Here is a 22,364-nt window from a genome sequence, read left to right as displayed (position 1 = left end):
GCAGGGGTCGCGATGGCACAAGTTTCAATCGGCAAAGTGGAGAATCTGGAAGACCTCGTGCGCGATTTGCAGTCAGTACGCGAGGCGCTGGAGTTCTCCTGCCACGCCCAAATTGCGGCGGTGGAACACCAATGCGAAGACACTCGCAACGAGTCGCAGTGCAGCGAAAACCTGCTGGAAAGTGCTATCCAGCAGGAGCAAGCGGCCCATCAGGCGCTTGAAAGCGCTCAGCAGGCCCTGGATAGCAGCCAATCGTGGATCGGTTCTGCCGAGTCCTCGCTGTCGGCCTGTCTTGCTCAGCCGGATGCCAACGACGACGGGGCAGGCCCGGACTGCTCGTGGGAGTACGCTTGCGTTGACGAAGCGCAAGCGGATACAGACCAGGCCCAGAGCATGCTGGAGTTGGCACAGGCCGATTTCGAACGGGCCACAGAGAACCGTCAGGCCATGGAGCGACGGGTAGATCTGACAAAGCAGGCTCTGGCGATGGCGAGCCAGGCGTTGGCTCAGGCGTTGCTGGAATGCAATGCACGACTCCTGTCCGTGACGCAGGCCATCGATATCGGCATCGCTCGTTTGGCGGCTGCGCAACAGGCACTGGATGCCTACCTCGCGACGAATCCCAGCGCTGCTGACTTCCATGCCTGGCTGAAATGGGACCCGACGCAACACGGTGGCCCTATCACGCCGGATGTACTGCGAGACCGGATGAACCTGTCGGCAGAGCACCGACACTTGCTGCAGGAATATCTCTACCAGCGTAATCCTGATTACCGCAGGCTGATTGACAAGTATCGCGGCCAGTGGGTCACCGCCAATGGCGACGTAGAGCGCAACATCGTCGCACGTCGGGCACGGATACACCTGTGTGGCGAGTTCGGCGAGCAAATCGTTCGACACGCACTTGCTCCACTGGGAGGACGGATCGAAACGCAAGGCCGGACGTTCGTTGGCGACAACGGGCGATACACCAAAACCGACCTGCTGATAACGGACTTGCGAGTGCCGGTGATTCTGGGGCGTGGCGAGGGTATGGGCGCGCCGGTGGGCGGTTCGATGGCATTCGAAGTGAAATGCGGCAAGGCGCAGTACCTGTATGCGCAGAAGGACCACATGGTTTTTCAAGCCGAGGGCCACAAGCAGGCGGATGCGCAATGCACGCTTTGCTCGCGAGACGTCCAGGACCTCTCACCGCAGAAGCAGAAAGAGCTTCGCGACGCCTTGCGGCAGGCCGGTTCGCCGATGGTGGGGATGCTGCCGAGGAAAAACGACATAGATCAGTCCTGCCTGGATTTCATTCGCCAAAGCGAGGAGGAACGGCCATGAAAGTACGATTTGCCATTGTTGACCCCGACATCCTCACGCCGGTCCGGGATGCCGTTGACCTGCTTAAACATGCGGTCAACAACGGCCACATGGATGACATTGACGCGGCCACGGCGCAACTCCTGGCATTGACAGCCGATTGCCAATCGATCGACTTGTCCGAAGAGGATTGGCGAGCGTTCCTGAATGGGATCTGGAAAGGCAATCCCCGGATCAAATCCAGTTATCTATTGCCGGGCGCGGTATGTGTATCGCTGTTTCCGACAATCGCCGCGGATGCTCAGGTTCTGGAGTTGCCCATGGATGATGAGATGGGAGACGCAAATGTTTGACGATGTCATGGGGCTGATGAAGGTTTGCACTGGCAGGTTCACCGAAGGAGCTACGGATGCATTTGCCAGCTCTATTGTCGCCGAGGTGCTGACCCCGATACTCAAGGATATCGATTCACTGCGCAGTTTCAGCGAGGGCTACCAACGGCAGGTGCTGATCATCGATGGCATCCTGGAAGAAGCGCAAATTCTCCAGGCGAGATCAGAGGGACCAGAGACATGAACGGTTCCCTGAACACCCCCGACCACACCATGACCAGGATCACCGAAGCCCTCGCTGATTACCGCGAAGGACTGGCGCGCATCAATCGCGAATTCGATGCCGCCGCGCGGACGAAAGATCGAGCTATCCTCGATCTGCAAAAAGACATGGCGAAACACCGGCCCCCCTTGGATGAAGACACGGTGTACCGCCTCATGGCCGAAAGAAAGTATGAGGACGCCAGCCGGGATCAGCGCAAATCGAGTTGGCGATCAACGCTCACCCGCAAATGGGAAAGCATTGCGGCCGAAGCCGTACACTTGAATGTACGACTTCGCCGACACCAGCCCGCGCTGATGGATTTAGCGCCGACTGCTTCGTTGGCAGCGACAGAAATACCCACGAACATTTCATTCGGCGCGTATCGAGTAGGATTCGAGGACCTTGCCTGCTTTGTCCCTCACGTCCTTCCCTTCCCGTTCCCCCATGCCCTCGCCCTGTCGGAAGACAACCCGGCACACAAAAAGTGGGCACATCAGCTGCTCTTGCGATTGCTCTCGGCTTTGCCACCAGGACAACTGGAGTTAACACTCGTCGACCCGCTGCGCCTCGGGCAATCGCTCGAGCCGTTTTTGTCTCTGCTCAAAGTCGAACAATTGGTACCGGAACAACGAGTGCTCACGCGCTCGGACGAAATCGAGGCCGCGCTTGGCAAATTGCAGGATGAAGTCGAGCAACTGATTCAACATCGCTTCAATGACCTGTCGTCCAACTGGTCGGAACATAACGCAAACAACGCCGACAACCCCCTTCCTTACAAGGTGCTGGTGTTGTTCAACGTGCCGGAACAGCTCTCGGACAAGAGCCTGTGGTTCCTCCAGCGGATTTGCGAGAGCGGTCCGCGTTGCGGGGTCTTGCCCATCATCGCGATTGACGGCGCACGCCTTCAAGACCCGCGCTACGAGAAATTTCGGGCGACGATAAACGCTTCTACCACGGCATTCGACACACTGTTCAACGCCGGGAACAGCGAGCATTGCGGACTTTCATTGACGTACCAGCCCGAGCAATGGCCTCGGCAAGACTCGCTGGGTAGCTATTTCTCTGCGCTCGCCGATCTGTATGCCGCGAAAGCGCGGTTAAGCAAATCGATGCCTGATCTCTGGACGGATTTTGCCAAAGGTGCGACGACCTGCGGCGGCTTCGACATCCCCATCGGCTGGACCAGCGCCGGAGGTCCCACGCCTCTGATCCTCGGTGCAACAACCTCCGAGCACCATGCACTGCTCGCCGGTAAAACCGGGTCCGGAAAATCCAACCTGCTGCATGTGCTGATCCACACGCTATGTGAAAGATACTCACCGGCAGAAGTTGATCTTTACCTGCTGGATTACAAGGAATCAACAGAGTTCAACATCTACGCGGACCCGCCGCTTCCCCATGCCCGGCTGGTCGCTACGGAGAGCGATCCCGAATACGGAGTGACGGTGCTCCAACATCTCGTGGGCGAACTGGAAAAGCGGGCATCCATGTTCAAGACTGTAAAAGTCCGCGACTTCGTCGAATATCGCGAAGCCACCAAGGCTCCGTTGCCGCGAATTCTTCTGGTCATAGACGAATTTCAGGTTCTCTTTGCAGGTAATCGCCCGGTCGCGGAGGCAGCAGAGCACCGGCTCTCGCAATTGTTGAAGCAGGGTCGCTCATTCGGCATTCATATTCTTCTCGCGACGCAGACCCTTAAAGGCATCAATGCCCTGTCGCTGGGAAGCATCATTACCCAACTGGGTTGTCGCATAGCACTGGCCTGTGGCCAGGAAGACTCCGCAATGATCCTCGGAGCGAACAACTGGGCGGCAACCGAGTTGCGTAGCCCACCAGAGGGAATCATCAATAACGCCAACGGTGCCAAGTCCGGCAATTTGAAGTTTTCGATTCCACTGGCAGAAAGCAGCTTCTGCCGAACACACATCAGAAGGCTGGCGGATTACGCGACAGCGCGTGGCATGTCGGGCAAAACGAAAGTGTTCAGTGGCTCCCATATGCCCGAACCACCAGTCGCGATCGACTATCAGACGGCTTGCGCAAAACAAGAGGTGCTGCTTCTGGGGGAGCGGTTGACATTTGATGCCGACAAACTCACGGTCCCACTTGTCCACCGCTCGGCATTCAATGTGCTGTTCAGTGGCTACAACGACCCTATCCATGACGGCTTGCTCACCACCACCCTTTCCAGCCTGGCTGCGCTCGACAGTTTCGATGAGATCATTTATTTCAACGGCCGTGGCGTCACTTCCGACGGCGGATTCCTCAACGCTACGCGGGCACTCGGCACACGCTTGAGAGTGTTCGACAACGTCGCTGAGTTACCGCTGCAAGCGATCGCGGACGGCATCGGCACTCGCCGTGTCGCATTGATCATCGATGGCCTTGATTCCGAGAAACAACTGTATCCATCCGCCTCGTACAAACCGGTGAAAGCAGGCGAACCGCCCTCTCCTGGCGATCTCCTCAAGCGCATTGCCGAAGATGGACCGCGCAAAGGCGTGTTCGTTTTCGCCTTCGTAGAGCGATGGCAACGCTGCGCTGCCCTTTGCAAGGATCTCTTCGCCTTTTTTGAGCTGCGCGTAGCGTATTGCATGAACGAAGACGACGCCGGATCTCTGCTTGCCAGTGGAGGCATTGGCAAGTTCAAAGGTATCGAAAAATCCAATCGCGCCGTTCTGATGAACAGAATGACCAATGAGACTTCATGGTTCCGGCCCTACGTTCAGAAGAGTTCCCTATGAAGAAATTCCTGCTTACCTGGTATGGCCTCACGGATTTCCGCGCCTCACTGGGGTTCGAAAACACCATCGGTCCGATCGCCGGAGCCCTCGAGGCGGAGGACTACTGTGAAGTCGTTATCCTTTGCTATACACGGACGGATGACGAAATCGACAAGCACGCCGGGAGTCAGGGCGACCTGGCAGAAAAGCTAGCGTTGATCCACGACTCGAACCAACAAAATGAATACAGCGTCACCAGCGAGTTTGTGTCGACTTTTGCCAACACTCCTGCGGCACATGAACACTATGCCCTCTGGCTGAAAGATAAGCTGCAGACTCTCGGCAAGCGTACAGACATCTCGCTCAAGAGCGAGATGCTGCGCGAGCTCAACGATAGCGAGGGCATCTACGCTTGCGCCATGCGTGCCTTGGATTCTGTTGAGAAGACAGCCGGAGACAAACTAGTCACCCTCTATTTGAGCCCGGGCACACCGGTGATGGCCTTCATCTGGGCCTTGACGGCACTCGCACATCCAACTCTTAAAAAGCGCCTGATCGTTTCGCCTGTCATTGGCAAACCACCCGAAGCCATCAGCTTGCCTGCGGAATGGCTCGAACGACATGGTGTCAGCCAGAGTGCGGCAAGCAAAACCCATGACGGCTTTGATGTGACCTTTCACCTCTTTGGCGAGCAACGCATGCCCTCTCTACTCGGCATCCGTCAGTTTGCATCGAGCCAGCATGTTTTCGTCAACTCGAAGGACTTTCCGGCGGCCTGCATGCGGGCATTCATTCACGACGCAAACTTTGCCGAACTTGCCGTCGATCCCTGGGATGCTCACGACGTTCAGGAAAAAATCATCGGCCATGCGAGGACTTTGCCGGCAGGCGCGCGCATCGGCGTCAACCTGACGGGCGGAACGAAACTGATGTTCGCCGGGGCGCTTTCCGCAGCCCGTGCGCTGGGAGCCATCCCGTTCTACTTCGACAGTCGCAACCAGCGCGTGACGTATGTCGACAGCCTTCGCCGCGAAACCATCAGACCGATTGACTCGGTCGAAACGTTTTTGCTGCTCAATGCCGATGGACTGAAGTTGTCCTCCGTTGCACCGTTGCGGGAGCTATCGTCAGACCGCCGCCGTCTGACCGAAAAACTCTGGAAGCACCGTAGCGCCCTCTCAAAAGACTACAAACAACTGTGCAGCTACAGCAGCCAACACGAAAGAGAGCAGCAAAGAAATGCGCCACTCACGCCCTTCGTTATCGAAAACAGTGGTTTCGTTTTCAGCTTTGCCAAAGGCAACGTCGCCTCCGTCGTGGGCAACGGGCTGGATTTGCATTTCAACGACTGGGCCGACTTCCCGAAATACCTGTCCGGCGGCTGGTTCGAGGAATACGTCTATCTGCGCTGCAAGCCGTACGAAGACAGCGGGATCATCAAGGACCTGCGCATCAATCTGACGCTGCAACTGAATCGGTCGAGTGCCAAATCATTCAATGACAACGTTCCACATAATGAACTCGATGTTACGTTCACCGATGGTCGTTCGCTCTACATAGTGGAATGCAAGGCGGGCTACGTAAGCCAGGAACAAGTGATGAAATTGCAGAACCTGGTGCGCTACTACGGTGGCGTCGAGGGGCGTGGAATCATTGCCTGCTGTTTTCCTCCCCGGTCGGAGTCGGTGCGTAAAAAGATCGACGACGCACGCTTGACACCCTGGTGTGGAGACACCTTTTCAGCGCAACTCGACGCGCTGATGACCGCGATTGCGCAACGTACCAAGTCAATGAGAGCGTCTGTATGACGCTCTTCGTGGTGTGTGACATCTCCGGCAGCATGGCTGATCTGGCAAAGCCATTCATCATGCGAACAACCGTCATGACGATTGCGCAGTGGATACGCTTGGGTTATGGCCGCACACCAATCAGATTGTGTGCCTGGGCCGGCGAAGCGTACTTCCCCGATTGGTCCGAGAATCAGGAGTATCCGGCGCAACTGCTTGCTTGCCGTGGAACGTCTAGCGTTGCAGCCCTGATTCAGTTGCTCGGAACGCAACCTGAAGGGAAAATCCTGCTGCTTTCCGATGGGTTCTGGTCTCACGCCGATACGAAACTACTGAAGCAATGGTCCGCGAGCCTGCCGCCCGACACGCTACGCATTATCAAAACAGGCGCAGATGCGAATCCACGACTCAAAGGCCCCGATGTGTTTGTGACTGATGAGCTCTTCGCCGCGCTCGACGGCTGGCTGGAAGACTGTTCAGCATGATGCTCTGGAAAAGTTTTGGTGCAAGCGTTCGAGGCCCGGCACATATAGCCTTGCGGACTCCCAACCAGGATGCCTGGGCATCGTTCCATCATAACTGGGGGGATGGCATCGTTGTTTGCGACGGGCTCGGCTCCAAGCCGTTGTCCAATGTTGGCAGCGCGGCTGCCTGTGTTGCAGTGGAACGCGCGGCACACGCCTGCCGTGGACAAAGCGAAATAACCCCTCGATTCCTGTCGCAATGTATCCAGTCCAACTGGTTATCACTTATTGCGCCGCTTGAACCCCGCGATTGTGCAGCCACCTGCCTGTTCGCATTCCGGCTTGGAAATGGCGTCATCCACTTAGGAATGCTGGGCGATGGCTTGCTCGCCGCCGTCAGGTTCGACGGCTCGATGTTGGCGCTTAGCGAGGACAAGTCACAGAGCTTTTCAAACATCACGGCCGCACTGTCATCGAGCGACTCCGGGAGGGACTGGCAGATTACATCGCTGCCAGAACAAGACTGCCTGGGCATCTTGCTCTGCACCGACGGTGTCGCAGACGACCTGGACGATGTCGACGGCTTCGTGACCGGCGTAATGGAGGCACATCGTTCTCTCGCCACGATGACTGCCAACCAGCGTTTGCAAGAGATGCTCGAAAACTGGCCAACACCAAAGCACAGCGACGACAAGACTATCGCCTGCCTCTGCTGTGAGGAGATCAGCCATGGATAAGCCCGCACGAACCGCTCACACAAAACCACTCTGCGATGACTACGGCAATCAGCATTACCTCACTGAAGAACTTGCCAGAGGTGGCCAGGGCGTCGTGTACCGTACGCGAGATGCTGATCTGGCGATCAAGCAACCACTCGACACCTCGGGTGAGCCGGACACAAAAGCCGACCTGCGCCGTCGCTTCCAGAACATCCGTCTGTTGCCAATTCCGTCGCGCATTCCTGTTTCTCTGCCTCTGGCCATTCTGCGAGATGAGCCTGGCTATGTAATGCGGCTATTGAACGGCATGAAACCCTTCAATTTTTTCGATCTCGACGGCGATGCGAAAAAAGCGCTCGAATCTCAGAACCCTGCACTTCCTCGGTGGCTGGCAGCCGTTCCTGATCGGGAGTTGGCATTGCGTCTGTGGCATTACGCCAACACAGGCTCAACCCGGCGCCGCCTGTTTGCGTTGGCGGAATGTGCATCAATCCTCGCCCGTTTGCACAGCGCGGGATTGGTGTACGGCGACATCTCCGCGGACAATGCGTTCATTGCCGAGCACGCAAGCGATGTCTGGCTTATTGATGCCGACAATATGCGTCTGGAAATGCCTGGTGAAGGCACTTCCGTCTATACGCCGGGTTATGGTGCTCCGGAAGTTGTTCGGGCAACCGATTCTTCGCGCCCGCGATCGGACTGCTGGGCATTTGCCGTGATGGCATTCAAGACACTCGCACTCTGCCATCCATTCATCGGCAAGAAAGTGCTGGAGCCCGAGGATGAAGACAGCGGTTGGGACGCCGAGCCGACGACAGACGAGCGCCCTGCCGATCTGCAGGACCAGGCCTATGCCGGGTATTTCCCTTTTATCGATGACGAGGACGACGATTCGAACGAGGGTGATACCGGTTTGCCCCGCGAACTGGTCGCGACGGCTGGGCTGCGGCGGCTTTTCCACGAAACCTTCGGCGCCGGGAGAAATCAGCCGCATCGCCGTCCGACGATTGCGTTCTGGGCGCTGGAATTGAAGAAAGCCTTCGACCTTTCGCTGCAATGCCATGCCTGCGCCATGAGTTACTTTGCCGATAACCATACGCAATGTCCTTTTTGCCGTGCCCCCCGACCGCCCTTTGCCCGCGCCATAACGCCACGTGGGGAAATCGTGATCCCGGCCGACGCAAAAGAGTTTTCCTTGCCGCACCGTTTGTTTCACCCATTTTCATTCGAGCATAACAACGCGCAAGCGTACGAGGCCGTTCTCGACTTCGACGACAAGACTGCACACCCCGTGCGAGGGACGAAAACCTTTCCCGACACCCTGGTTTTCAAATTCGCAGGAGCAGAGAAATGAAGTTCGACGACATTCCGGCCGAGATCCTTACGATCCGCGTCAAGCAGCCTGACAGCGCGGTGGAAGGCTTGCAGGGTCGCGCAGTCCTTTCGATTGAGACCAATGCGGCGCGTCCCGACGATTTCGATCTGCGTCTCAAAGACTCACTCCTCTGCGTGCGGACCGTCGCGGCCATCGACACCCGTCGCCTCAATGCGGAACTCGCCAGCGGACGCGCAATGCTGGCGCGATTGGTCAATCCTGCCGCCGATGGCAGCATGGAGTTGCAAATCGCATTCTTCTCAGGTGGGTGCCTGGAGATGGGTGAAGTCGACATTGGGGTGGACGAATATGTGGAAACCAAGATCAACGAAATCACCGGGCGCAAGGGTCAAACCAAAGGTGAACGTCTTTACAGAGTGCTTGATGAGCATTGCTGTTTCCGACAAGACGGCAGCTCATTCTTTTTCTTGATCGCTGGCCCCGCAATTGATGAAGCGTTGAAGCCGGAGCCTGCCGTGAACAAGACGAGCAGCGACAGTGACGCTCACTTGGAGCAAGACCCGGAAACCGCAGATGAGGACGATATCGCGATTGGCCACACAGCCCTCAGCCAGGACAAACAGCCGACCCGCAGCAATTCCTTCTGTGTTACTGGCGATGGCATTCGCTTTGTTGCGACACAAACCTCGCTGCCGGAGGGTAAATCGATCTTTTTGACCACGCGCATGACCAAGGCCCGAGGCAGGACGGATCGCGCACTGCGCCTGGTCAAAGGCTCGCTGCGCTTTACTGATTGGTCACAGACAGGTCAGATCAGCGTTTTCGCCAAGGCGCAGTTGACCGAACTGACGCAGGACGATGTCAGCTATCTGAAAAAATGGGATGAATTCGGTGATCTCGAAGGCGAATTGCTGCTCAAGCGAGCACGGACAGTCGGCGCCTTGCAATTTTCCGACATGGCCGAGAAACGGGACGGAACGGTCTCTGTTCGCATTTCGCAAGCCTACGAGACTGCTTTGAAAGCTTTGGAGCAAGGCCTTGTGCCCGAAGTCAAATTGATTGAAGAACTCCCGGATTACCTGAGAGACGGATCACTGCGCTTCAAGGATTTCGCGAGCGGAATCGAGCGAACCGTAGAAAAAGAAAAGCTTCTTCAACAAGAAGAGCGGAAAAAGGCAAACACCCATTTCAAGGTGATCGCTTTCGACAAGGAATCGAAAACACTCACGCTCAAGACTGAAACCTTGCCAGCGCGATCGGGCCTTTTCATCCTCTCGCTGGCGGGAGAAATCACCCAGATCAAGCGACGGTTATCGGCCCGCCACTCGATCAGTGAGGGGCGCGCAGCCAACCCGCAACTCGGATTGCTGATCGAGGAAAAAGGGGAAATCGCACCGGCCCGCAAGCCACCGTCAATTGCACCGCTGTCGGCATTTGTTCGCCGCAAGGTGTTCAAGGAAGCCCCCACCCCGAAGCAACTGGAGGCAATCAGTTGCGCATTGGAAACGCCCGACATTGCACTGATTCAAGGGCCACCCGGGACCGGCAAAACCACCGTCATCGCCGCAATCCTCGAACGGCTGAACGAGATGGCCGACAAACGCGGCGCGAGTATAAAAGGCCAAGTGCTGCTGACCGGTTTCCAGCATGACGCTGTCGAAAACATGATCGAGCGAATGTCGCTCAATGGTCTTCCCGTTCCCAAGTTCGGCACGCGCTCCAATACACCGCTAGAAGAATTAAGCATTTTCGAAAAGAGGATGGACGAATGGTGCGCAAAACTTGCAACTGAACTGCGCGAGCGAAATCCGCAAATTGCCGAAATCGAGCAGGAAACGGAAATCAAGCTTCTGTGCCTGCACTATATCCAAACGCCTACGCGTGCATTGGGTGCAGATCTCGCCGAAAAAATTGCTTCGCTAGGCATTCGGGTTCTCGGCGAGCACGCTGCACGCCAAGCCGTGAATCTGCTGAACAGGATGCGTCAGGAAGAAAAGCTGAATGACAGTTCTGGCCAATGGCTGGATGTCGTGCGCCGTATTCGCTGCCGCTCCGAGAGTTTCGCAGACGATGGACCAGAACGAGCCGCTGACGCATTGGACGACTTGCGCGACATGCTTGAACAGGCCGATCAGGATTTACTGGACAATGCCAGCCTGTGGCGCGCCGAAGATGGACCGCCGGCATTTCTCGAGGCGCTGGCAAACCTGAAGAGAAGACTGCTTGTGCGCTTCACCACCCCTCCCGTCTTTCGCGTAGAAAAGCGCAATGACGCCGTCGTTGCGCTGGCAGAGTTGGCAATCAAACGTATCAAGGCCGTGGGACATACTGCCAGGGACAAGCGCTCTGCCGCGTTGGCCGAGTTCCTCGCTGAACTCGACAGCAACCCTTACGCCATGCTGGAGGCAGTGTCTGATTACAGTTTCGCGTTCGCGGCCACCTGTCAGCAGAGCGTGAATGGAAAAATGCAAAAACAGAAAGGCATCAAGGGCGATGATGGCAACGACAACCAGCAGAGACTGGAATACGAGTATGTGATCGTCGACGAAGCCGCACGAGTCTCGCCGCGTGACCTAATGGTGCCGATGGCACAGGGCAAGCGCATCATTCTCGTCGGCGACCACCGCCAACTGCCCCATATCATCGACGAAGAAGTGGCCGGCCAGATGGAAACCGGCGAAACAGGACCGTCGGAATCCGAATGGCTCAAGAGATCGATGTTCCAGTACCTGTTCTCAGAGCGCCTGAAAACACTGGAGGACAACGACAAGATCACGCGGCGAGTCACGCTGAACAAACAATATCGCATGCACCCGACCCTCGGCGACTTCATCAGCCGTAACTTCTATGAGCATTTCGATCCATCCGAAAAGTTCGAGTCCGGCCGACCTCCCAGCGATTTCGTCCATGCCCTTCCAGACACCGACGGCAAACCCGCGGTCTGGCTGGAGGTTCCCGTGGAAAAAGGCAAGCATCTGCGCCGCGACACCAGTTGGATACGTCCGGCGGAAGCCACTGTCATCTCACGCCAATTAAGGACGTGGATGGATTGCGACGCTGGCAAGGATCTGACTTTTGGAGTGATCTCGTTCTATAAGGCGCAATCGGAACTCATCAGGGATCAACTCGGTGCGTTTGCGGAAAACGAGAAGAGGCTCCGTATCGGCACGGTGGACTCGTTTCAGGGCATGGAATTCGATGTCGTGTTTCTGTCGACCGTGAGAACCCTACCTAGAGACTGGAAAACCTCCCAACAGAGTCAAGAGAAGCAGGCACGGTCTCTATTCGGTCACCTCTGCCTCTATAACCGCCTCAATGTCTCGATGAGCCGCCAGAAAAAACTGCTAGTAGTGGTTGGCGACTCAGGTCTGCTGCACGGAAAACTGGCCGCCGAGCATATCCCGGGACTGGTGGATTTCCATCGTCTCTGCCAGGAACAGGGAGTCATTCTGCAATGTTGAAACTCCTGGACTACGGCACACCAAAGCCGTTCGGTGCTGCCATTGGCGGGCAACGCGATCTGATGTGGCCAGTGAACACTTATCGCGTGACCCTGCCAAAACCCATTGCAGATGGCGAGCGCCTCAACGCCTTCGAACAACTCATTCTCAAGCTCCTCGCGGTATCCGGTGCGATGGACGCTCAGGCACTGGCGGAGGAAACCCGCATTCCACTCGACCTGATCGAAAGCATCCTTCTGCGCTTGCAGGACAAGGCACTGATTGATCCATTCAACGGTATTGTCGAAAAGGAAGATGTCGATGCTAACGACGATGAGCAAGTGCCGGTTTTTGCCACCGCGCTGGTGTTTCGCGAACTCGTCACCGGACAGATGCTGCCATTCATGCACTGGTTGGACGACAACAATCCATTGCAGAAACAGGAAGAGAACAAGCGCTATAGGCGCATCCCGCTGAATGACGCCCACACGCATAGCCCTCCCACTCAGCGCGATATCATCAGCTTAGTACGCGTGATACAGAGAAGATCCGCGGCTTCGGGACGGGAGGAGAATATTCCGCCGATTCAGAAAATCATGATCATCGATAAAGCAGAACGGCATTTCCTCCACTGTCCGATTGCAATCCAGAAAAGCGATGGTGAATTCCGTATCGCCGACCCGTTCGGCAATGGTTTCTCATTGATCCTTGAACGGGCATTTGAACATCTGCTTGAACAAAATGAAGCGCAGGCCAACTGGTTGAAAAACTGGAAAGCCTCACTGAGCAACACGAAGGCGCACAACCAGGACGAAAAGCCGAAGGAGGCATTCGAGACCGAAGACAATTGGCTGCGCTTTCCAAAACTTCTTCACACTCTGCGCCTACGGCCCAATGCCCCCTTTCACTCTATCGCTCAGATCTACTCGGCTCTGGAATGGGCCCTGTTTTACGCATGCATCAAGTCTCCCTATGAAAGTAAGTTGGAAGGGCTCAAGTTCACAGAGCCTAAAGAGCATTGCGCCTTGCTCGCGCAGGCCGCGACCAAGATCGGCCTGACTGCGCCGCGATCGGGCTTCAGACCCATAAGAGAAGGCAAACTCATCGATTTTCAGAACGGCAAGGCGGAACTGGAGACCCTCCTCGCCATCGCCATCCTGCAAGCAGAAGACGATGAGTCCAATCCCTTGCGGCGCCTCGCGAAACAGCAACCAGAGCTCATAAACCAGCTTCTTCACATCAAAAAGCAGCGCGATGAAAAGGGCCACGGCAAAGGCAAGGCTGACGCCCCGGAGATGGAACTGTCGGACGCAACGTTGATGCGTGAAATCATCGAGACATTGCTAGTGCAGATCAAGTTTTCACAGACTCTCGCGTCTACCTCTCCTTCCGACACAGACAGCGATTTTCGCGCAGACTCGTTGCTGGATTCCCGCGCCAGCCTGCAGAGCGAGTTCGGCTACAAGACATTCAACCGCTTCGGGGCCAATCTGCAAGACCGGCTCGTTCATGCCGAGCGCGCCTTTCTGTCTTTCAAGGACGGGGACGATGCACTCGCATTCGTTCGCGATCTCTACGCAGCTTTGCAGTCCGTCTTCGAGGTGTCGCTGATCTATTGGTTACCCCCTGAGGCCGACGATGCGCAGCTTATCGCTGTCGCCGGAACCAGAGCTATCAATGCCGGCCTCTGCAGCAAATTGCCTGAAGGTCTGCGCACGGTCAGGCCTTCGGCGGTGCGTCAAACCTTGCAGGGTGTCGGACAGTCCCTGGGGGCCTGCGTGATCGCCCTTCTACTGATGGCTGATGAGGACGTATTGAAGTCAATTGCCAGTACTGCCCCGTCTTTCGTGGACGATATGACAGCTGTGATTACCAAGCGGGGCCACGGCAATGAACCGCTGCCAATGCTAAAAGAGCAAGTCGCGCAACTTCGCAAAGCATCTTACAAAATAATCAAGACACTGATAGAGGTATAGGGTATGGAGCACTCTGGCAAATTGGAAGATGCCGCGAAGCAGGATGCCGCTGAGCTGATCCGAGAAACCGAAATAGCTGCCCGTGAACAGGCGCTTGCCAAGCGTCAACAATCCTTTGATGAAGAGAAACAGCGCACGATTGCCAAAGTGAATCATAAGGTGGCCGAGCTCAATGAGCTCGAGCAAAAACTCAAGGCTGATGAACAAAAACACGAGGCCGGATTTGCCAACGACCGCGCTGCGCTGGCAACTGAGTTGCGCGACAAGCGCACCGAACTGGAAGTCGAACTGCGCGACAAACGTGCCGCGTTCGAAGATGAATTGCACGATAAACGTGCCGAACTGCAAGTTGAGCTGCACAATAAACGTATCGGGCTGGAAGTTGAACTTCGCAATAAACGTACTGGCCTGAGCGATGAGTTACGCACTCTGCGTGCCGACGCCGAACGAAAGATTGCCGAAAACCGTGAACAGCAAATTTCCTCCCTCGAAGAAGAGATCACCAAGCTGAGGGCCAAACGCCTGTCCGAAGTTTGCGATGCCGAAAACGTTGAGCGCGACCGCATCCGCACCGACATCGCCAAAGAACGCGAAGCCTGGGCGAAGCATCACGAAGACGCCCGCGCATTGCTGGACAAGGAATATTCGGAGCTAGCGAAACAGAAAGCCGCGCTGTCTGCCCTGCAAGGCGACATCCATGGCAGAAAAATGGAGCTGGAAATTTCCGAGCGGAATCTGGAGCGCAGAGAGCAGCGGCAGGAGCAACAATGGATCAGACGGAACGACTTACTAGCTGAGGAACTTGCTGCGAATCTGGAGGAAGCACACAAATCACTGAACAAGCACAAACAATCCTATGTCGAGGATAACCAGCGCCTGCGGGACAGCCTCGCTACACAAACCGACCTACTGGGCGTATTTGAGCAGTTGAAACGTAAGCTTGGCGGTCACGACCCGGCCGAGGTCCTTCGAGAGTTGAACAGCCAGACCGATGAACTCAAGCGTCTGCGGGAAGATCTCGCCACAAGGCCCACCGAAGAAATGCGTCTGAGGACCCAGGCGCTCGAATCGGAGTACAAAACTCAGAAGGCCCGAGCAGACGAACTGTCCCGACAGCTCGAGAGCAACAGCGCCGATGTTGCGGAGGTCGGCGAGTTGCGCCGCAAAAACGCCGAGTTCCATGCGCAAAACGTGTCCCTGTCGCATAGGGCTTCTATCTTCGAAGGTTCGGCAAACGAAGCGCAAGCCGAACTCAACCGCCTTCGCGCTGCTTACGAACGCCCTGCGGAAGTCGAGGCGCGTCACAAGGAAATCGAGATTCCGCATATCGCTGCAGAAAAAGTCGTGCAGCCTGCGCAGCGCGAAATCAATGAAATGAAATGGCTCACGGACATTGGCAACGCATGCACCGCCTACGGGTTGAATTTCAATCCGCGCATCCTGAAAGCCTTCCATACAGCGCTGAAAACGTCCGAATGGTCTCCGGTTACCGTACTCTCAGGCGTTTCCGGCACCGGTAAATCCGAACTGCCGCGCCTCTACTCGCACTTTGGCGGCATTTACTTCGAGCCGCTGTCGGTCCAGCCAAACTGGGATTCGCAGGAGTCGATGCTTGGCTTCTTCAATTCGATTGACAACAAGTTCGACGCCCAGCCGGTTCTGCATTTGCTCGCGCAAAGCCAGAAGCAATGGAGTGAAGAATATCCGGGGTTGTCTGACTCCGTCTGCCTGGTACTGCTTGATGAAATGAACCTTGCTCACCCTGAACTCTACTTTGCCGAGTTCTTGAGCAAGCTTGAACTGCGGCGTGGCAAGAAAGGCAAGGATGTACCGTTTCTGCCGGTAAAAATCGGCGCGGGAATGGAGCCTTACAAACTTCCGCTAGGCCGTAACGTCCTGTGGGCGGGAACAATGAATCAGGATGAAACCACCAAATCACTTTCTGACAAGGTGATTGACCGCTCGATTATCATCAACTTCCCGCGTCCGACCGAGCTTAAACGTCGCCTGAAACTCAAGCCTCTTAATGAGAGTAATCGTGGCAACACGCTACACAGAAAGACTTGGGATGACTGGCTGACCAGAGAAAGCATCTTCTCGGAAGAACAAATCAACCCCTTCATGCAGTTCATCGAGAAACTGAATGAGGCGTTGTCTGTGTCCGGCCGGGCGCTTGGCCACCGGGTCTGGCAGTCCATCGAATATTACATGGCCAACTACCCGGACGTCCGGGCGGCTCAAGACGCTAAGGACGAAACCCTGCTGGCCGAGGCCATGCACACCGCCTTCGAAGATCAACTTGTGCAGAAGGTCATGCCCAAGCTTCGCGGGATAGACACTCGCGGCAAGAGCCAGACTGACTGCCTCGATAAAATCCGCAACCAGCTCAATACGGGGGTTTTTATCGGTAAACCATTCAATCTTCGCGAAGACTTCGACCTCGCCTGCGAACTGGGCTACGGCCAGTTCATTTGGCAATCGGCAAACTATCTGAATACGCCAGTCTCGCAATCGCCGACAGAGGACAACAAACGAGTCGCGAGTTCGACCACGGCCGCTGAAGAAACCCCTCCAACCTTGTACATGAAAGACGAGGTCGATCAGAACAAGCGCCACAAGATGTGGAACGGGAGGTCTGCTGAAAAACGCGATGAGTTGCGCAGACAACTGGAGGAAAGCGTAAAGGCCGGGAGAATCGTCGGCAATGATATCTGACCTTTCATCACCGGCGGACATCTCGCTGTCCGGGCTTTACGCCGATAACCGAGGCACGCAAAAGGACAGCGACGTCATCCGCACGTTGCTCGATCAGTCAGACTGGTTTTGCCATGCCGTCGAATTCGACCCGAGAAGCGGACAAGCGCTGCCTCAATCGCTGTCATCGGTGCTGGCAAGAATGTCCGGGTATTCGCCGCCTTCTGCAGGGCGTCCGGTTCGCGACCGCCTCTGGCGCATCGTTGAACACAGCCGCCACTCGGTTGAGCGCCTTTTCCGTGGGCTTAACGAAGCGCCTCGTCGCGAACAGGCGCTGCTGCCGGTTCATGCCGTACGCGAACTCGATGCCAACAGTTTCATCAAGCTCAGCAACCGCCCAGGGCGCAATATCCGAGAAAAACTGGCAGGTAACCCTTACCTGCAGGGCGTTCGTCGGTTTCAATCGATCAACTTGCCAGAAAACCGCCTGCTAAAAGCCTTTGTCGAGCACCTCGCGCAGCTACTGGAGCTGCGCCGGGATATTCTCGGACACGAAGATGAGCTGCTCTTGCAAATCCTGACCTGGCTACGTTCCGGCGAGGCCCGCGACATCGGTCGCTGGGAGAACCTGCCGCCGAACAACACGCTCCTGTCGCACCGCGACTACCGCCGTGTATGGGATGCCTGGCGCTTGCTGCAGTCGTTGGAGGATGACCTCTCTGCCGATCATTCGAGGCTGCCGGAACGTATCCGGACCAAACGCTTGTGGAACACCTATGCCCAGATGTGGCGGGACGGTAGTCACCGCTTCGCGGACGTGCCGGTATTTTTCGATTACGACCGCTTCGAAATTCGACCGTGGTTCTCAAAAGTCCTCGCTCAGCGAGTACCGGAGACAATCAACCGCAACGTCAGTGTTGAAGATATCCGTACCCCGGTTTGCGTCGATTTCGCCACCCTGCGCCCTCGTTATGCCACGGGCACAACCGTCAGATCTCTGCCCGATGCGTTTCTCTGGCAAAAATGGCGCGATGCGAATACCGCGGTGGCACTCGACCTTTTCACGTCCGATGCAATTTATGCTCATGCGCAGGCGACTACCCTGTCTTCAGCAGATCTTTTTTTTCCAGAACCGATCCCGAGCAACTGGACCCTGCCGCCCGCGCATTTGCCTCAAGATTACACAGCGTGTTCAGGCACGAGACGCTGATCTGGCTGGTTCCCGACGCCCTCAACGATTTCGAGCTTGACGTTGCCCGCCGCAATGTCAACGCCCGGTTCCAGAATGCGATCCCACTGCCCCGCAGCATCGCCGCGGCCTTTCTGCGAGCTGATTACTCGAAAGTCAGAAATGACTCCGCGATTGTGGTTATCGATAGTGTCGGCGGAAAAACTTGCGTCACCAAATTGATTGCCAGGTTCGACCCGGAGCTCAAGAAAGTCTTGCCCGAAACGAACGGGTTTTATTGGGAGCGCCATCCTCCAGTCATCATCTCGAACGCGTCGCCAGAGATGCATGAAGAAAAAAAATACGAGATCCCCACACTCGACGATCAAGGGCAATGGCGTGAAGCACCTCGCGCAACAAAGCCCGCCGTCGTCGACGCCGCGACCCTGAGAAACGACCCGCGCATCGGGCAATTCGCTTTCGCGATCAACTTGACGAACAGTCCGGTGACGGGAGGCATACGTCTTCATTCGCTGCAACAACGTGCAGGGGGTATCGCACTGTGGCGCGACCAGATTCCCGAACTCTCGATCAAGGCTGTCAGGGACGGACTCCATCGGCGCTTCCACCTTGTTTCCCGTGGTACGACCGTCAAACCGCTGCGTGGCAGGCCGGTCGCTGTTGAGGTTGGTGAAGATTTCACGCTCCCCGCTGGAAGAACTTTTTATCAGTTTCCTTTGTTTTTGGGTGACAGTACCGAAGACCTCGGTTATTCGGCCCGTTTGGAATCTCCGGCGTTTCCACTCGAGAAAGACGTTGTATGCAAACTCCATCTGACCTTTGAATATGGTGCGGACGATCCTTACAAACTGATTTTCAAACCGCGAAATGGATCGTTCCAACAGGTAAACGCAACATGGTGCCGCACTGCAGACGTCATCATTACCGACGCCCCTGCTCCGCAGTACCCTGCCCCGATGACATGGGCGGATCTTCACCACGTGCCAAAGGATGGTGGCGATGAAACCTCTGACCTGCTTGATTGGATAACCGACGCGATCGTACTTCTGGATCAGGATATAGATATACGGCCCCGAGATAGGACAACCGGTGTCATCAGTACGAGATGGCGCCAGGACAAGCACGAAGGGTATTTCACTTTTGCCAACACCGACCTGTCTGCAAAAAAAGTCTTCATTCATCAAAAAAGCTTCATTGATGGCATAAGCCACGCGGACTTTGTTGAAGGCAGCAGGATTTCATTTGAAGTCGTCGAGAACGCTGGAAAGTGCTCCGGCCGAAATATTGCGGGTGAACATCATCAGAAAATAGAGCGCCTCAAGGTTTTCGATGACGGGTCAATCAATGCGCAGGTCATCAAAATGCGCCAAGCCCTTTATTACCCTGTGATTCAGACCTGGCGTGATGGACGTTCGATTGACGATGCAGAATGCCCCCAGGCTTTTGCCGACGCTACCCGAACCAACATCCACTACCTCGCGTCCCTGTTGCACGAAAGTCAGCTTCCGAAACAGATCAAAGACGAAATCCGTTTTTTAATGTGCTGCATGCACAGCGATGCTCCCGATGAATGCGTTCAGTGGATAACCGAGCAGGTCAGCAAGGACAGAATTGACAACCCACGGGCCATCGGCTTTGCGCTCGGTCGTGTTGTCGAGCCATGGCAGCAATCCATCTTATCCGGATTTATGGAACGTCCGACGGAGAGCGCCCTTCGTGTGTTTGCTTACGCCATCTGGCGAGACAGGCACTTTGTTGAACGATTTGATGTGGAACAGATGACGGCCATTCTTGATTCGCTGAACACTGTCCTGGGTCAAATCAAGCCGTGCCCGCCCAGAAAGAAAATTAATGACAAAAGGACGACCCTCAACTGGCTCCAATCTACCACCGAACCGCTTGAGCTTTTGCTGGGATTGCTTCGAGCACGTAACTCCCCGCACGCTCAGATCAGGATGCTTCTTCAGCCCCATCAGAAAATCACCAAGGAGTTGGCCAATCAAGTCGAACGTGTGACGGAGTTTGTTGCACAGTCGAATGGTTCCCTTTATTCCCGTGTACAGATCAACATCGAGAAGCCCCAGGGCGACCAAACCCCTGAATTGCTTTTCGCCCTGCGGCTGTATCTGACTGGCGACGATGGCGCAAACGCGATCCATATAACCAGCGTTTCCGATAAAAATGACGAATGAGCAACAGAAACCCGATATCAGATTTCATAAGAGTCCGGCCAGACCACTCAACGTGTACGAAGTCGTGTGTAATCCGTATTCATTTTCGGTGAGGCGCCGATCGCGATCACACTTGCCGCGCGAATGAGCTTGCATGGTGTCTAGAGAATCCGGGGCAATTCAAGGTGCTGAGAAACAGATCCGACATCTCCGCTTGAAGATATCGACTCATTACCCATTTCCTCTTCCGAACGAGCAAGGATTTGCCAGATAAGGGCTGCTCATCCAGTATACGGAGGCGCACTGAATACCAGTCACTGCCATATTGGAGTTGCTCAGAAATCGCCATTCGCGATCGCTCGCGCACCCGGTGCGAATGGGGGAAAAATTGGGGGCACAATTAGTTTTTTTCGGGCTATGAACACCGTCCTAGAGCCATGTCAAAATGTTTTTTGGGGGGATGGCTCATAAAAACACGAAGAAAGGCCATTGCATTTCCGGCCGGAAACCGCGCGAGCCCATGCACGCCGAATGTTGTTCCTAATAGGATATTTTTAGGGATAATTCTTTGGCAGCCATGAAATTTTATTGAATTTTTTCAACATGTTATACCATCGTTCGATTCCGGGTTCGGGCACCATCTCCAGTTCCACTGACAACCAGTAAAGTCCGTGGAGCCCTTTAAAACCCGCCTTTCGGCGGGTTTTTTCGTTTGTGGCGTTCCGTCGTTTTCCGGGGGATTCCAAGCTTTTTAGGGAAGCCATGGCCTTGTTGTGCCAAGGCCTGGATGTCGAACTGTTCAATCGCCCTGGCCACCCTCGCCCGCAAAGGCTACAACGCCCAACTGTCCATCGCGTACCTGTCACCGCTCAACACCGTCAATAACCTCGCCGAACGCGACTAGTTCATGAACATTGCCGACTGGGTGGCTGAAGTGCTCGGCGGTCGTACTGCATAGCGGGCGTGAGGTCGCTCCTGAACGCCCAGCTTTTTTGAGCATGGGCGTGTTTTGTTTGTCCAACCCTTCGATTGCAGGCGCTATTTCGGAGGGCATGATGAAAACTGTTAAAGCCGGTAGTTTGCAAATCGCCTACCTGGAACTCGGCCCGGTAGACGGCCCCCCCATAGTGTTGCTCCACGGCTTCCCCTATGACGTGCATGCCTACGATGAAGTCGCCAAGATCCTGGCCTCGACTGGAAAGCGATGCTTCACTCCGTACCTTCGTGGTTTTGGTCCCACCCGGTTTTTAGATGGGCAAGCAATGCGCTCTGGCGAGCAGGCGGCCATAGGCGCCGACTTGTTGGCTTTTCTTGACGCCCTGAAGATCGAAAAAGCTGTGCTTGCGGGCTATGACTGGGGTGGAAGAGCGGCTTGCGTTGTCGCCGCGCTATGGCCGGAACGGGTAAGCGGTTTGGTTAGCTGTGGCGGCTACAGCATCCAGAATATCGCTAAGGAGCACGCGCCCGTTTCACCCGAAGCTGAGCATCTTCTCTGGTACCAATACTATCTTCACGGTAGCCGTGGGCGCGCTGGGTTGACCGCGAACCGCAAGGCGTTCTGCCATTTGCTATGGCGCCTGTGGTCCCCAACCTGGCGGTTCACCGAGGCGGCGTTTGAGACGACTGCCGCCGCGTTTGAGAACGACGACTTTGTGGAGGTGGTCATACACTCGTACCGCCATCGTTTCGGATTGGTTGACGGCGATCCAGCCTATCGCCATATAGAATCCCGACTTGCCGCGCAACCAACGATCACCGTGCCTTCACTGGTTCTGGAGGGTGCGGCCGATGCGGTCGACCCCCCGGCCAAGGACGACCCATTCGTGGGCTATTTTACCGGGCCGTATCGGCGCCAGCGCCTGGAAGGCATTGGGCACAACGTACCCCAAGAGGCACCGGAAAAATTTGCCGACGGTATTTTGAGCCTCAGTGGTTGAGTTCATGGCGAAATAGCCGTACCTGA

General features: G+C 55.8%; 14 protein-coding genes. All 14 read left to right on the top strand.

Annotation, left to right across the window (positions count from 1 at the left end):
• Positions 1–12: 12 nt before the first annotated feature.
• The 14 genes from AB4N98_RS25600 (at position 13) to AB4N98_RS25535 (ending at position 22,338) form a co-directional block, all read left to right on the top strand.
• Positions 13–1,326: a hypothetical protein gene (locus AB4N98_RS25600; protein ID WP_460148990.1), complete on the top strand. Its 1,314-nt coding sequence runs from the start codon at positions 13–15 to the stop codon at positions 1,324–1,326.
• On the top strand, positions 1,323–1,658 hold the full coding sequence (locus tag AB4N98_RS25595) for a hypothetical protein (RefSeq protein ID WP_181115997.1): 336 nt from the start codon (positions 1,323–1,325) through the stop codon (positions 1,656–1,658). Before AB4N98_RS25600 ends, AB4N98_RS25595 begins: the two co-directional genes overlap by 4 nt.
• Positions 1,651–1,881, top strand: a complete 231-nt coding sequence (locus AB4N98_RS25590; protein WP_096767012.1) for a hypothetical protein — start codon at positions 1,651–1,653, stop codon at positions 1,879–1,881. The genes AB4N98_RS25595 and AB4N98_RS25590 overlap by 8 nt, the downstream gene beginning before the upstream one ends.
• Complete coding sequence (locus AB4N98_RS25585; protein ID WP_460148989.1) at positions 1,878–4,646, top strand: FtsK/SpoIIIE domain-containing protein; 2,769 nt, start codon at positions 1,878–1,880, stop codon at positions 4,644–4,646. The genes AB4N98_RS25590 and AB4N98_RS25585 overlap by 4 nt, the downstream gene beginning before the upstream one ends.
• On the top strand, positions 4,643–6,433 hold the full coding sequence (locus AB4N98_RS25580; RefSeq protein ID WP_460148988.1) for a Card1-like endonuclease domain-containing protein: 1,791 nt from the start codon (positions 4,643–4,645) through the stop codon (positions 6,431–6,433). The genes AB4N98_RS25585 and AB4N98_RS25580 overlap by 4 nt, the downstream gene beginning before the upstream one ends.
• Positions 6,430–6,897 (top strand): hypothetical protein, encoded by a 468-nt coding sequence (locus AB4N98_RS25575; RefSeq protein ID WP_460148987.1) that lies wholly within the window; start codon positions 6,430–6,432, stop codon positions 6,895–6,897. Before AB4N98_RS25580 ends, AB4N98_RS25575 begins: the two co-directional genes overlap by 4 nt.
• On the top strand, positions 6,894–7,613 hold the full coding sequence (locus tag AB4N98_RS25570) for a PP2C family serine/threonine-protein phosphatase (protein ID WP_460148986.1): 720 nt from the start codon (positions 6,894–6,896) through the stop codon (positions 7,611–7,613). The genes AB4N98_RS25575 and AB4N98_RS25570 overlap by 4 nt, the downstream gene beginning before the upstream one ends.
• Positions 7,606–8,949 carry a protein kinase domain-containing protein gene (locus AB4N98_RS25565; protein ID WP_460148985.1) on the top strand — a complete coding sequence of 448 codons (1,344 nt, stop codon included), beginning with the start codon at positions 7,606–7,608 and terminating at the stop codon, positions 8,947–8,949. The genes AB4N98_RS25570 and AB4N98_RS25565 overlap by 8 nt, the downstream gene beginning before the upstream one ends.
• A complete protein-coding gene (locus AB4N98_RS25560) occupies positions 8,946–12,392 on the top strand; it encodes a DEAD/DEAH box helicase (RefSeq protein WP_460148984.1) in 3,447 nt (1,148 codons plus the stop codon). Before AB4N98_RS25565 ends, AB4N98_RS25560 begins: the two co-directional genes overlap by 4 nt.
• A complete protein-coding gene (locus AB4N98_RS25555; RefSeq protein WP_273879477.1) occupies positions 12,386–14,347 on the top strand; it encodes a hypothetical protein in 1,962 nt (653 codons plus the stop codon). The genes AB4N98_RS25560 and AB4N98_RS25555 overlap by 7 nt, the downstream gene beginning before the upstream one ends.
• Before the next feature lie 3 nt (positions 14,348–14,350).
• The gene (locus AB4N98_RS25550; RefSeq protein WP_460148983.1) at positions 14,351–17,062 is read left to right on the top strand and encodes a chromosome partitioning protein ParA; all 2,712 of its coding nucleotides are present in this window, start codon (positions 14,351–14,353) and stop codon (positions 17,060–17,062) included.
• Positions 17,052–18,251 (top strand): hypothetical protein, encoded by a 1,200-nt coding sequence (locus tag AB4N98_RS25545; RefSeq protein ID WP_460148982.1) that lies wholly within the window; start codon positions 17,052–17,054, stop codon positions 18,249–18,251. The genes AB4N98_RS25550 and AB4N98_RS25545 overlap by 11 nt, the downstream gene beginning before the upstream one ends.
• The gene (locus tag AB4N98_RS25540; RefSeq protein WP_460148981.1) at positions 18,230–20,422 is read left to right on the top strand and encodes a hypothetical protein; all 2,193 of its coding nucleotides are present in this window, start codon (positions 18,230–18,232) and stop codon (positions 20,420–20,422) included. Before AB4N98_RS25545 ends, AB4N98_RS25540 begins: the two co-directional genes overlap by 22 nt.
• A 1,031-nt stretch (positions 20,423–21,453) precedes the next feature.
• A complete protein-coding gene (locus AB4N98_RS25535) occupies positions 21,454–22,338 on the top strand; it encodes an alpha/beta fold hydrolase (protein WP_217856487.1) in 885 nt (294 codons plus the stop codon).
• Positions 22,339–22,364 lie beyond the last annotated feature (26 nt).

The organism is Pseudomonas sp. S3_E10 (genome assembly GCF_054667615.1).
Note: the sequence above shows the minus strand (reverse complement) of the source record. Positions and strands in the feature narration are given on the sequence as shown.

Excerpts from the sequence above, each read along its gene's own strand:
- AB4N98_RS25600 (WP_460148990.1), top strand. The coding sequence starts at position 13 with ATGGCACAAGTTTCAATCGGCAAAGTGGAGAATCTGGAAGACCTCGTG.
- AB4N98_RS25595 (WP_181115997.1), top strand. The coding sequence starts at position 1,323 with ATGAAAGTACGATTTGCCATTGTTGACCCCGACATCCTCACGCCGGTC.
- AB4N98_RS25590 (WP_096767012.1), top strand. The coding sequence starts at position 1,651 with ATGTTTGACGATGTCATGGGGCTGATGAAGGTTTGCACTGGCAGGTTC.
- AB4N98_RS25585 (WP_460148989.1), top strand. The coding sequence starts at position 1,878 with ATGAACGGTTCCCTGAACACCCCCGACCACACCATGACCAGGATCACC.
- AB4N98_RS25580 (WP_460148988.1), top strand. The coding sequence starts at position 4,643 with ATGAAGAAATTCCTGCTTACCTGGTATGGCCTCACGGATTTCCGCGCC.
- AB4N98_RS25575 (WP_460148987.1), top strand. The coding sequence starts at position 6,430 with ATGACGCTCTTCGTGGTGTGTGACATCTCCGGCAGCATGGCTGATCTG.
- AB4N98_RS25570 (WP_460148986.1), top strand. The coding sequence starts at position 6,894 with ATGATGCTCTGGAAAAGTTTTGGTGCAAGCGTTCGAGGCCCGGCACAT.
- AB4N98_RS25565 (WP_460148985.1), top strand. The coding sequence starts at position 7,606 with ATGGATAAGCCCGCACGAACCGCTCACACAAAACCACTCTGCGATGAC.
- AB4N98_RS25560 (WP_460148984.1), top strand. The coding sequence starts at position 8,946 with ATGAAGTTCGACGACATTCCGGCCGAGATCCTTACGATCCGCGTCAAG.
- AB4N98_RS25555 (WP_273879477.1), top strand. The coding sequence starts at position 12,386 with ATGTTGAAACTCCTGGACTACGGCACACCAAAGCCGTTCGGTGCTGCC.
- AB4N98_RS25550 (WP_460148983.1), top strand. The coding sequence starts at position 14,351 with ATGGAGCACTCTGGCAAATTGGAAGATGCCGCGAAGCAGGATGCCGCT.
- AB4N98_RS25545 (WP_460148982.1), top strand. The coding sequence starts at position 17,052 with ATGATATCTGACCTTTCATCACCGGCGGACATCTCGCTGTCCGGGCTT.
- AB4N98_RS25535 (WP_217856487.1), top strand. The coding sequence starts at position 21,454 with ATGATGAAAACTGTTAAAGCCGGTAGTTTGCAAATCGCCTACCTGGAA.